The sequence below is a fragment of the Bacillus sp. LNXM12-1 genome (assembly GCF_003004375.1).
GTDB lineage: Bacteria > Bacillota > Bacilli > Bacillales > Bacillaceae > Bacillus.
In genome coordinates, this window is record NZ_PVWX01000003.1 from 216,209 (window position 1) to 228,520 (window position 12,312).

A 12,312-nucleotide genomic window follows, 5' to 3' on the forward strand; every position below is an offset into this window, starting at 1 on the left:
ACGCTGCAAGCTTTTTCTAATTCACTTTTGATTCGTTTTCCATTTCCCAAAGCTTTTCAAAAAACGGCTGTCCCTTAATCATTTTTTCACAAAATGCTAAATGATTCTCTGACCATCCATCAATGGTTTCATTGTAAAGCATGTTCCAAATCTCTTCGAATGACATTCGTTTGATTTGATTGTACATGCGCGGGTTCCATTCCGTATACCAATACGCAATTTCTGCTCTGTTTTGAAGACCTTTTAATTGATCGAGCGCCATAAACATTAGCTGCTTCAACTGTCTTTCTTTTCTCGTTAATCCGCTGATGTGCTGCGGCGGCAAAGACAAAATATGATACTCCTTCGCCGACTCAAGACTATCCAGAGAAAATTCATATTCCTCAGCCTTCACATCTTTCACCATCTCATACACCAATTGCTCCTGCCTTGGGATTAAGCGGCTTTTCCTCACAGGAATGGAATACCCAATCGTATCCACAGCAATAATCCGGATACCGTCCGTGACCACAAAGCAATATTCTAGTTTACGCCGTTCATGATTTTTTCGAATATATGATTTCTCAAAGACAGATTCTAGCAGCGTCTTCGGCAGTTCTGAAAGATCATTCTCTATGTAATCAAACAAAGGACTCTGCACCTTGAGTAAAGGCACTTGATCTAACAGCTCCACACTGTCCTCCTTACGCCACTCATGAAAATGACACACATTGTAGCCATTTTCTTCCCCTTCAAACCAATTCACCCATACGTCATGAAGAAATAACATAACCAATCCCTCACTTTATAAAAACTGTTGTCCACAGTATGGGCAAGGGATAGAGAAATTATTCCAACTTTATTAAACTTCAAGCGGAGTGAATGATGGCGTGCATTTTTTTATTTTTATAAAGAAAACAAAGTGCGTGTCGCAGAGTCCCTTTCATCTTGTCATAAAAAATGAGGCATTACTTTAGCTTTTTAGGATCAAGCGCATCTCTCAGCCCATCTCCTAAGAAATTAAAGCATAAAACGGTCAGCAATATCAGTAAACCTGGGAAGAGCGGATACCACCACGCTTGCACCATAATCGAGAAGTTTTGTGCATCTTGCAGCATGTTGCCCCAGCTTGCTGTTGGCGGCTGTATGCCAAACCCTAGATAGCTCAGCGTTGATTCGGCTAAAATGACGGAACCTACTTTAAGTGTAGCTGACACGATAATAGGACCGATACAGTTCGGTAAAATATGCGAAAAGATGATGACATGGTTTTTCGTTCCAATGGTTCTTGCCGCAAGTACGAATTCTCTTGTTCGTAGTGATAAGAATTCACTGCGTATCAGTCTCGCGGTTGTGGTCCAGCCGGTCAAAGCAAAGATTAATATCAATTTATCAATGCCCGGTTTGAAAATGGTGACAAGCGTGATCAATAGAAAAATGTCAGGAATCGACAATACCACATCAACAAATCTCATTAAGATAGAATCAACAAATCCTTTGAAATACCCTGCTACCGCTCCAACGACGGTGCCAATGGTGATCGCCCCGACCACTGAGACGAAGCCAACTAGCAGAGAGACCCTCGCTCCATAAAGCACCCTTGAGAAAATATCTCGGCCAAACTTGTCAGTTCCCATCAAATGCTCAGCACTTGGCGGCTGGAGCCGTTTCAATAAATCTTGCTGCTCTGGTGCATAAGGGGCAATCACTGGAGCGAAAATGGCTGAAAAGATAATGACCAATAAGATCACGGAGCCGGCAACCGCCAGTTTATTTTTGAAAAATTTCTCACAAAATAAACGCAGCATCGTCTCTGGCTTTGGCGGAAGACCCTCTTTTAATTTGAGATCAACAGGAGGTGTTCCCATATTAGGCTGTGCCAATTGTGCTTCAGCTCCCTTCTAATATTCAATACGCGGATCAACGATCGCATATAGAATATCCGCTATTAAATTTCCAACCACCACGAGCACTGCGGAAATAACAGTCATCGCCATAATGACCGGATAATCTCTCGAAAAGGCAGAATCAATGAACAGCTTTCCAAGCCCTGGCCAAGTGAAAATTTGTTCCACCACGACTGCGCCGCCAATAAAGGATGGAACCATCAATCCGAAAATCGTAATGACAGGCATAAGACCGTTTCTTAACCCGTGCTTGAAAATGACTTTGTTTTCTCGAAAGCCTTTCGCTCTTGCGGTGCGAATATAATCCTGCCTCATGACATCAAGCATACTCGACCTTGTGTACCGGGTGAGCCCTGCCATATCAGCAGTTGCTAAAACAAAGGCTGGTAAAATGATGTGATGGAGCCGGTCAAACACATTAAAATCGGCATTTAAGGTAGAAACACCGCCTGTCGGGAACCATCCTAGATTCACAGATAAAACCATAATCAGAATGAGTCCAAACCAAAAGTTCGGAATAGCCAGTCCGATAAAAGATGTAACCGTAATGCCATAGTCAAGCTTTGTATATGGACGTTTTGCTGAAAGAACACCAAATGGGATGGCGATGATCAGTGCGACTAATGTAGAAAAGATCATGAGGATGAGGGTATTTGGCAGCCGGGCAAAAATCAAATCAGCCACGGGCGTTCCCTTTTTAACAATGGAAGTGCCAAAGTCACCTTGAAGCATATTGCCAAGCCATTTCATATATTGCACATATTCAGGATCGTTCAAGCCGTACTTATCAATAAAGGCTTCCCGGTCTGCGGCACTAATGGTCGGGTCCATCATGAGTGACATTGGATCGCCTGGTGCTGCTTTCATAATGGCGAAGGACAAAATAGTAATCCCAAATAAGATGGGAATGGAAAGCAGTGTCCTTCTAATGATATATGTAACCATATGCACAACTCCTTTTTCATCGGATCGCCATACTGTGATGAAAAAGGGCTAAAATAGTCTTTATTTTAGCCCTCTGTCTTCATTGCAGCGTGATATGAGAACCCTTAAAATCTAACTGGTGCTTGGTGAATGAAATCATCGTGAGCACCAGCGCGCCGGACTGACGCCGAATAGAAGGGTTTGTCTTCACGCTGAAAGGGGAGAACCCTCCCCCCCTCTTCACTAACAGCCTACTGTTCAATCCACCATTTCTCGATTTTGTAATACTCATCTTTCGGGTGGTAAGAGTAGCCTTGGAGATTAGATGGCATCGCGCGATGTGAGTTGGCATAATAAAGGAACGTATATGGCTGATCTTCTGCGATCAGTTCATAAATTTTTTCATATGCCTTTGAATATTCTTTTCGATCGCTTAAGTTCTTAGCATCCACTAACAGCTTATCGACCTCTTCATTTTTATACCAGATGTTATTCAAGCCTTTTTCTGACTGGCTTGAGTGGAAGATGCTGAATTGATCAGGGAATGTGGCAAGGCTCCAGCCGAGCAGCAGCGCATCGTAATCCCACTTAGGCGGTGTCGTCTGCTCAATGAGTGCACTGAATTCCACAATTTGCGGCTTCGCTTCAACACCAATTTCTTTGAGCTGCTGCTGGACAACGACAGCGATGTCTTCACGGACTTTGTTTCCTTGGTTGGTCTTTATGACAAAGGAGAATTTTTTGCCGTTCTTATCAAGATAGCCATCTCCATCTGTATCCTCCCAGCCCTCTTCTTTCAGTATCTTTTTCGCTTTTTCTTGATCAAACTCAAATACTGGAACACGATCATTCTTCGGATAGTTCCATGACAGCGGACTTTCTGGAATGTTGGCTACTTTGCCGTCTCCGTCTAACACTTGATCGACAATCGTTTGACGATCAATGGCATGTGTCAGCGCTTGGCGGACCTTTTTACTTTTAAAGAGATCATTTTTCTGGTTCCAGCCAATGTATGAATAATTGAGCCCTAGATCAGATTCAATTTTAATATTGCTGACTTTTTCAGCTGTTTGCAGCTCTGCTCCCGGTACAGCAAAGAAATCAATATCGCCTGCTGACAGCTGGGCAATCGCTGCATTCTGATCAGGAATGGTTTTAATCGTGACGGTATCAAGGTATGGACGTCCATCCCAATAATCGTCAAAGGCTTCTAGTTTAACGTAGTCTCCTTCTTTCCACTCGGCAAATTTAAATGGACCTGAACCAATTGGATTTTTTCGGTTAAATTCATTTTCACCGAGATCCTTTACAGGCACATCACCTAAAATATGCTTAGGCAAAATGCCATAGCTTCCTAATGTGACATTATAGAAATAGGGATCTTTTTTATTGAGCTTGAATTCGATTGAGTAATCCCCTGTCTTTTTAACAGAATCTAATACTTCAAAGCCTGATCCGCGCTCTCCATTGTAGTCCTTATTGATCGGAATGCTGTATGTAAACACAACATCATCAGCCGTCAGTTCTTCACCATCATGAAACTTTACGCCTTTTTTAATGGTCACATCAAATTGCTTGCCGTCATCAGATTCTTTAATATCCTCTGCCAGCGATAGCTGAGGGTTCAGCTTTCCGTCAGTTTGAAGTAAGAAGCTGTAGATTCTTTCCTCAATATCAGAGCTTGCCACGTCTGTTGAATACAGCGAGTTAAATAACGTAGGCTCTGCAATTGAACCGATGACAAGGTCTCCGCCTTGTACAGGTTTTCCAGTTGATTTCTTTTCACTGTCTCCAGATGTTTTATTTCCACTAGAGCAAGCCGCAAGCATGAGTGTAAAGATCAGCAGTAAACTGACCAAAATGGGTTTTCTATTTCTACCTTTCATATACAATTCCCCCTATCCTTTTTTAGAAATGACGACAGATGCCGCTTCATCCCCCCTCTCAAAGATGAGATCTTCCAAGCTGATTAAGCGTCGTAGAGGTGGCAGGCAACGAAGTGGTTTGTTTTTAATTCCTGAAATGCTGGTATTTTTTCTTTACAGATTTCCTTCGCATGCGGGCATCTTGTGTGAAATACGCAGCCTTTTGGCGGATTCGCAGGACTTGGCAGATCGCCTTGAAGCATGATACGTTCTCTTTTGATCTGACCCTTTTTACGGGTAACAGGAACAGAAGAAAGCAGTGCCTGTGTATATGGATGGAGCGGTTCATCATACAGGCTGTGCTTATCGGCAAGCTCCATCATTTTGCCCAGATACATCACGCCGACTCTATCACTAATGTGCCTGACCACACTTAAATCGTGAGAGATAAATAGATATGTCAGGTCAAATTCCTCCTGAAGCTCCTCCATCAGATTAATCACCTGCGCCTGAATGGATACATCAAGTGCTGATACCGGCTCATCTGCGATGATCATTTCGGGATTCATGGCAAGCGCACGAGCGATGCCGATTCGCTGCCTCTGCCCGCCAGAAAATTCGTGAGGGTAGCGATTTGCAAAGCTTGGATGAAGGCCCACCTTTGATAAAAGCTGTTCTACTTTTTCATTTCTTTCTTTTAAGGAATATAAGTGATGTGTTTTGTAGGGTTCTTTGATGATGCTTCGAAGTGTTTTTCTAGGGTTGAGTGATGCAAAGGGATCTTGAAAAACCATTTGGATGTTTTTTCGTGTTGATTGTCTTAGCTTTGATTCTGATACGCGGGAGATATCTTGCCCTTTAAAAAAGATTTGACCGTCAGTTGGCTGATATAAGCGAATCATTGTCCGGCCTAGTGTAGATTTACCGCACCCTGACTCCCCAACAATGCCTAACGTTTCACCTTTATAAATCTTCAAGTCTATGCCGTCAACAGCTTTGACTGCACCGACTTTCTTCTGAAAGACGCCCGCTTTAATCGGAAAATGTTTTCGGATCTGTTTCAGTTCAAGGATGGTTTCTTTCTCTGTTAGATCTGTTGGCTGTGGTTGATTTTGAGCAAGGGTCATGTATGGTCTGCCTCCTCATATAAGAAGCATCTGACGCTTCTGCCATTCTCAAATGTCCTCAGCTTAGGCAGCTCTCCTAGGCAGCGCTCCTTCACTTTCAGGCATCTAGGAGCAAAGCGGCAGCCGGCTGGAAGCTGATCTGGCGCAGGGACATTCCCTTTTATCGCCCTTAACGGCTGTATGTCTCCGTCAATGACAGGAATCGATTCAAGCAGCCCTTCTGTGTAAGGATGAAGCGGTTGATCAAATAATTCTTCGACGGTCCCATTTTCAACAACCTGTCCGCAGTACATGACAATGACTCGATCTGCCACTTCAGACACGACACCTAGATCATGAGTAATGAGAAGAATAGATGTACCAAATGTCGTGCATAAATCTTTCATCAATGTGAGCACCTGGGCTTGAATCGTTACATCTAGGGCAGTTGTCGGTTCATCTGCAATGAGAAGCTTCGGATCGCAGCTTAGCGCAATGGCAATCATCACTCTTTGCCGCATGCCGCCTGATAAACGGTGCGGGTAATCTTTGATGATTTGTTCCGGTCTGGAAAAACCAACAATCTTCAGCAGATCAATCGCTTTTTTCGTCGCTTCTTTTTTTGAAAGTTTTTTGTGATAGATGAGGATTTCTGTTATTTGTTCCCCGATGGTTAGGACGGGATTAAGTGAGGTCATGGGTTCCTGAAAGATCATAGATACATCATTACCACGAATGCTGCATAATTCCTTTTCACCATATGTAACTAGGTCCTTTCCATCAAGCTTGATGGAACCGTCCATAATTTTTCCACCAGTGCCGTTTATCAACCCCATAATGGATAAGGACGTAATGCTTTTACCAGATCCAGACTCACCGACTAACGCGACAGTTTCTCCTCTGTTGATGCTGAAATCAACGCCATCAACAGCAGGTATCGGTTCTTTTTTTCGAAAAAAATATGTTTTTAAGTTTTGCACTTCGAGCAGCTTGGTCATTCATTCGCCCCTTTCTCCATAGACAATAGAAGTGAATAAAAAATTCTGTCTTTTTTGAATAAAAAGAATTATCAAAATTTATATTTGTATATTATTACATTGTTATGACGAAATCAAGAAGAATTTAGTAAATTTGTAATATGTCTCTTTTTATGTGAATCATTCACTTTATGAGTCTACCGCCTTTAAAAAAGTTTCGGACGGCTCTGCAATCATAGACTCCTCGCTGATTCGGTGCTCACTGAAATACTTTTTCACGATATAAAACCCGGTGGCGTAACCAAGCATTTTGGGGTAGTTCCCTTTTCCATAAAGGAGGTTCTGTATCAGTCTTTCGTCGTCCTGCACTTTTTGATCAAGATGACTGGATACCCATTTCTTATACAAGTGCTGAAGCTGCGTTTCGTCATAGAGAGTGGTCCATTTGGCTGTATAGCTTTCTCCGTATCTATGATACACAGCATATTCAGCGAGCCCCTCCATCATGATTGTATCAAGGAATGTAAAATCTTTTTCTTCTTTCGTGAGAAAATGCAACCTGCATACATGGTGATATTCATGAGTCAGCAATGTACCGATACGTTCTTTCGGAGTATTTGTCGACAAAAAGAGAAAGACCTTGTCGTCAAATGCCATGCCGGATTGATAATAAAATTGTTCTCTAATTTCTTTGCTGCTCTCATTGACTGGCAAAATAAAGACAGGAATGTCAGGACCTTTCCACTGCTTTTGCAGCGTTTGGTATTCTTTCATGACGAGCTGGAAGTACCCTTTTTCTTTGAGCTTGTCGATCATGTCTTTGCATGATCTAAAAGACCGAATCATTCCGTGATGCTGCAGGTGGGAGAGAATAGAGGACCATTCTTTTTCCTCTGCCCCTTTAAAATAAGGAATAAAGCGCGATGCCAGCTCCTGAAATGATGATGATTGATGAATGAGATATTGTGTATTGACTAGACCCATACCGCTAAACACCTCCATTTTCAACATATGCAAAAAAGCGGCGATCTGTTTATAGATCGCCGCCTTCTTAGGAAATATTACGCTTCGTATTTTTTAAAGATAATTGTCGCATTATGTCCGCCAAAGCCAAGTGAGTTACTTAGAGCCACTTGTACTTCTTTTGAACGTGCTTCATTTGCCACATAATCTAGATCACATTCTTCATCCGGTGTTTCAAGGTTAATAGTTGGAGGAATGACGCTGGCTTTAATCGCAAGAACAGAGAAAATAGCTTCTACTCCGCCTGCTGCGCCAAGTAAGTGACCTGTCATTGATTTTGTCGAACTGATGGCAAGCTGATTCGCATGCTTTCCGAACACTTCTTTAATGGCCATTGTTTCAAATTTATCATTGTAAGGTGTGCTTGTTCCGTGGGCATTGATATAATCAATTTCTTCCACAGACAAACCAGCATCTCGAATCGCTTCTTTCATTGCGCGGACGCCGCCTTCTCCGTTTGGAGCCGGCGCTGTAATATGATACGCATCTCCAGTTGAACCATATCCAACAATTTCTGCATAAATTGTCGCACCGCGTTTTAACGCATGCTCGAGTTCTTCAAGAACGACAATCCCTGCACCCTCTCCCATAACAAATCCGTCACGGTTTTTGTCAAATGGACGGCTTGCTGTCTCTGGATCAGGATTTGTCGAAAGAGCTTTGTTCGCACAGAAACCAGCAAATGACATTTTTGTTAACGGCGCTTCTGTTCCGCCTGTGATCATCGCATCTGCATCTCCGCGCTGAATGACTTTAAATGCATCACCAATTGAGTTTGTCCCTGTTGCACATGCTGTCACTGTACAAGAGTTAACCCCTTTTGCGCCAAGTGCAATTGAAATTTGGCCTGTTGCCATATCTGGAATCATCATTGGAACGAAGAATGGGCTTACGCGTCTTGCTCCTTTATTTGAATACACTTCAAACTGCTCTTCAAATGTTTCAAGTCCGCCAATACCAGACCCAACCCATACACCAACACGCGGTGCGATTTCATCTGTGATTTCAAGACGTGAATCTTCTAGCGCCTTTTGAGCAGCAACGACTGCATATTGCGTGAAGCGTGCCATTTTTCGTGCTTCTTTTTTCTCCATGTAATCTTCAATGTTAAAATCTTTTAGTTCTGCTGCTACTTTTGCGGTATATTCACTTGAATCGACACGTGTGATTGGTCCAACTCCTGATACACCTGCTACAGCATTTTTCCATGTTGACTCTACATCGTTGCCAAGAGGTGTCAAAGCACCTAATCCTGTAACAACTACTCGTTTTTTATCCATTAATTTGTGCACCTCACTCTTTTATCGGCCCCATCGCATAGCGATTGCGCCCCACGTTAATCCGCCACCAAAACCAACCATTACAATCACATCGCCGTCATGAATTTTTCCGGCTTCGATTTCTTCACATAGTGAAATTGGAATAGATGCTGCTGATGTGTTTCCATACTTATGGACCGTCTTCGACATTTTTTCAACTGGCAGCTCTAGGCGTTCGCGGGCTGCTTCCATAATGCGAATATTTGCTTGATGCGGGATCAAGAAGTCAACGTCTTCTTTTGATAGTCCAGCTTTTTCGATGACGTTTACGCTTGACTCGCCCATTTGTCTTACAGCAAATTTAAATACTTCTCGTCCATTCATGATTGTATGATCTTTTTCATCTAAGTACAAGTGCTTCCCGCCTCTTCCATCGGCTCCAAGCTCAAATGAGAGAATTCCTTTCCCTTCGCTGACCTCTCCTAACACAGCAGCACCTGCTCCATCTCCAAACAGAACAGCAGTATTGCGGTCATCCCAGTCGGTAATGCGAGAAAGCTTTTCAACGCCAATGACGAGCACGTGCTTGAACGTACCTGATTCGATAAATTGTTTTCCAGTAACAAGCCCATACATAAAGCCAGCACACGCAGCGCTAATATCCATTGCACATGCTTTATGTGCACCGAGCTGCTCTTGAATCATACAAGCGACTGTCGGAAATGCTTGATCTGGCGTGACTGTCGCCACAAGAATCATATCGATATCTTCTGCAGCTACATTTGCGTCAGCTAATGCTTTTTTTGCAGCAGCAAGCGCCATATGTGATGTATTGACATCATCAGAAGCAATTCTTCTTTCTTCTATACCTGTTCTAGTACGAATCCATTCGTCAGAAGTTTCAACCATTTTTTCTAAATCAAGATTTGTTAACACTTTTTCAGGTATATAGCGGCCAAGGCCAATAATTCCAGCATTCATTGAATAAGACTCCTTTTACTCATACGAGCATGTGATATTGTGATCTTATATTAGTATCTGGTACTAATTTTACCTTATTTTTTTCTCCTTGGCAATACAAACGTCTAACCTTTCCTCTCACTTTTTTCATAGATTATTGATATACCGATAGTAGAAAGGAGCATGTGATATGGCGCAAAAAGATATTTTTTCGGCTATGATGTTTGGCCAGCCGCTTGAAAAGGAGAAAAGCAAGACAGAAGCAAAGGAGGAACGTGAGGAGACATCTCCAAGTGAAGACTCAATTGATTACATGCATGTCATGAATCAAATTGGGAACATTATGAACTCCATCGATGAACTGAAGCCTGTGTTTAAAGATGTTGGCCCTATGATTAGTGCCTTCAAGAAAAAATTATCATAAAAAAAGCCACTATTCTGTGGCTTTTTCTGATTCTGCATCTGCTTTCCCAAGCTCATATGCCTCTTGCATGACAGATGTAAACAATGATAAAAGCGGCTGAAGAGCTTCGGGCTCAAGCTGAATACCCGCTTTATCTAATTCTTCTTTTGCCTGCGGAAAATACTTCATGGCAATTTGTAAAAACTCCATCGATTTTTCGTGCTGCATCGTCGTATCCTCACTTTTCATTTGGCAGTTTGCCAGTTTTTTTGTAAGTCGCAATATCACTTTCAATATCTTTCACAAAAGCACGGTCAATGGTGGAACTAAATTTCCCCATTTCGATCACTCCTTCTTTAAAATCAAAGGAGTAGTCACCTTGTTCGTTTAGCTTGCCTTCATTAAATTTCTTCGCAATAATAGTGTACGCTTTATCCACATGCTGGACTGTGCTTGTTAAGACGGTATGACTGCCGAGGTTGGATTGATCAGTGACATATCCGATCGCTGATAAATTATCGGCTTTGATTTGTTCAATGACAGGGATATTATAACCATCGCCTGCTGGATATACAACATCTACGCCCTGCTTTTTCAATTTTTGATAGAGCTCCACGGCTTTGTCAGCATCATCCCAGTTTTCGACAAACTCGGCAAGCACTTGTACATGTTCATCTTGATATTTTGCACCTTTGATAAAGCCATCTACTTCGCTTTGCCAATCATATGTAGCAAGAATACCAATCTTTTTTGATTTTGACATATGTGCTGCTGTCATGCCTCCGAAAAAGCCCATCGCTTCACCTTTAAACGTCACATTCGCGACATTATCCGCCTGAGGCTTGTTTCCATTTACCGTGATAAATTGTGTTTTCGGATAATCTTCACTAATTAAGTTGAAAATTTCGCTGTATTCATTGCCATGGCCAATAATCAAATTGACTCCTTTTTTGTGAAATTCTTCAATGGCATCAACGATTTTCTCTTTGTCGACCATTCCTTCCTTATAATAAACATCTACACCAAATGTTGATTGAATATTTAATAAGCCTTTATAACCTTTCGTTCCCCAAACTTGATCATTAATTGTATCGGGGACGAGTAAACCCACCTTCTCAATCTGTCCTTTTAAAGGTGCCTGTGAGCAGGCAGATAATAGGAGAAGGAACGAAAAGATCATGACAAGCCGCTGATACTTCATGCCATGTTCAACTCCCTTTGCCACATGCAGGCATGAACCTGTATGTTAAATATAGGTTTATTTTATACTGAAAAAAGATAAGATGGAAGATCATTCTTGCTTTTTGTCGAAAAATGTTGAGTTTTGTCTTTTCCATTCTACCATCATTTCTTCTGCTTGTTTGTCATCCGTTTGTCTTTCTACCTTCAATTCATGTGTTTCCTGTCTTTGTTCAGTGCCCGATGCCCACTTGAACAAATCCCTTGCCACATCTTCTACAAAAAATGCTTCATCACGCTTAGTTCTTTCTTTATTAAGTGCCCATGGTCCGAACATGCGAGGGAGAATAACAGCCGGCACATTCTGATTGGACGATTCGTCTTCGGGTTTTTCGTATAGAACCCGGTACATGCTATGCTTCGCTTTCATGTCTTTGTGTCGTTTATCTGATTCCTCTGATTGAATAAAGATGAGGTCATACGTGTCTTTTCCATCCTGAAGGTCAATGACACGGAAGAGATCATTTCTGCCGAGCCACATCATTCGCTCTTCTAATAACATCTTTTGCTCTTCTGTATGATCATGAGGACATGTGATATCCACTTGAATGCCCTCTTTCATCATATATTCACACAGCGCTAGACCAAAAAATTCATCTGCCCCTATGATCAGTCCTGTTTCCATGTTCATGTCCCCTTTTTTAGCTTATCGAATAAAAAGAAGAGCCCT

13 protein-coding genes are annotated in these 12,312 nt (G+C 42.1%); 1 reads left to right on the forward strand and 12 read right to left on the reverse strand.

Annotation, left to right across the window (positions count from 1 at the left end; genetic code table 11):
• Positions 1 to 16: 16 nt before the first annotated feature.
• The 9 genes from C6Y07_RS13490 to C6Y07_RS13530 form a co-directional block, all read right to left on the reverse strand.
• A complete protein-coding gene (locus tag C6Y07_RS13490; RefSeq protein ID WP_060596001.1) occupies positions 17 to 769 on the reverse strand; it encodes a YjbA family protein in 753 nt (250 codons plus the stop codon).
• A gap of 178 nt (positions 770 to 947) precedes the next feature.
• The gene (gene opp4C / locus C6Y07_RS13495; RefSeq protein WP_081311422.1) at positions 948 to 1,847 is read right to left on the reverse strand and encodes an oligopeptide ABC transporter permease; all 900 of its coding nucleotides are present in this window, start codon (positions 1,845 to 1,847) and stop codon (positions 948 to 950) included.
• Between the two features lie 33 nt (positions 1,848 to 1,880).
• Entirely contained in the window at positions 1,881 to 2,831 is a 951-nt protein-coding gene (locus tag C6Y07_RS13500) for an ABC transporter permease (protein ID WP_060595999.1), read from the reverse strand.
• A 230-nt stretch (positions 2,832 to 3,061) separates the two neighbouring features.
• Positions 3,062 to 4,696, reverse strand: a complete 1,635-nt coding sequence (locus tag C6Y07_RS13505) for a peptide-binding protein (protein WP_060595998.1) — start codon at positions 4,694 to 4,696, stop codon at positions 3,062 to 3,064.
• Positions 4,697 to 4,779: 83 nt separating this feature from the next.
• Complete coding sequence (locus tag C6Y07_RS13510) at positions 4,780 to 5,802, reverse strand: ABC transporter ATP-binding protein (RefSeq protein ID WP_066031039.1); 1,023 nt, start codon at positions 5,800 to 5,802, stop codon at positions 4,780 to 4,782.
• The gene (locus C6Y07_RS13515) at positions 5,799 to 6,779 is read right to left on the reverse strand and encodes an ABC transporter ATP-binding protein (protein ID WP_106156894.1); all 981 of its coding nucleotides are present in this window, start codon (positions 6,777 to 6,779) and stop codon (positions 5,799 to 5,801) included. Before C6Y07_RS13515 ends, C6Y07_RS13510 begins: the two co-directional genes overlap by 4 nt.
• 168 nt (positions 6,780 to 6,947) lie before the next feature.
• A complete protein-coding gene (locus tag C6Y07_RS13520; RefSeq protein WP_060595996.1) occupies positions 6,948 to 7,742 on the reverse strand; it encodes a DUF2268 domain-containing putative Zn-dependent protease in 795 nt (264 codons plus the stop codon).
• Positions 7,743 to 7,819: 77 nt separating this feature from the next.
• The gene (fabF, locus tag C6Y07_RS13525) at positions 7,820 to 9,061 is read right to left on the reverse strand and encodes a beta-ketoacyl-ACP synthase II (RefSeq protein ID WP_106156896.1); all 1,242 of its coding nucleotides are present in this window, start codon (positions 9,059 to 9,061) and stop codon (positions 7,820 to 7,822) included.
• A gap of 21 nt (positions 9,062 to 9,082) precedes the next feature.
• Entirely contained in the window at positions 9,083 to 10,021 is a 939-nt protein-coding gene (locus C6Y07_RS13530; RefSeq protein WP_106156897.1) for a beta-ketoacyl-ACP synthase III, read from the reverse strand.
• 169 nt (positions 10,022 to 10,190) lie between these two features.
• On the opposite strand from C6Y07_RS13530, the gene C6Y07_RS13535 reads away from it, so the two are divergent.
• The gene (locus tag C6Y07_RS13535; protein ID WP_034663296.1) at positions 10,191 to 10,424 is read left to right on the forward strand and encodes a hypothetical protein; all 234 of its coding nucleotides are present in this window, start codon (positions 10,191 to 10,193) and stop codon (positions 10,422 to 10,424) included.
• A gap of 9 nt (positions 10,425 to 10,433) precedes the next feature.
• Here the strand turns inward: C6Y07_RS13535 and C6Y07_RS13540 are convergent, their stop codons facing one another.
• The 3 genes from C6Y07_RS13540 to C6Y07_RS13550 all read right to left on the reverse strand — a co-directional run bounded on the left by C6Y07_RS13540 (position 10,434) and on the right by C6Y07_RS13550 (position 12,267).
• Positions 10,434 to 10,631 carry a ComZ family protein gene (locus C6Y07_RS13540; protein ID WP_003211983.1) on the reverse strand — a complete coding sequence of 66 codons (198 nt, stop codon included), beginning with the start codon at positions 10,629 to 10,631 and terminating at the stop codon, positions 10,434 to 10,436.
• A 10-nt stretch (positions 10,632 to 10,641) separates the two neighbouring features.
• Positions 10,642 to 11,604, reverse strand: coding sequence for a BMP family ABC transporter substrate-binding protein (locus tag C6Y07_RS13545; RefSeq protein ID WP_034663299.1), 963 nt, complete (start codon positions 11,602 to 11,604; stop codon positions 10,642 to 10,644).
• Positions 11,605 to 11,694: 90 nt separating this feature from the next.
• Positions 11,695 to 12,267, reverse strand: a complete 573-nt coding sequence (locus tag C6Y07_RS13550; RefSeq protein ID WP_060595994.1) for a hypothetical protein — start codon at positions 12,265 to 12,267, stop codon at positions 11,695 to 11,697.
• Between the last annotated feature and the right edge of the window lie 45 nt (positions 12,268 to 12,312).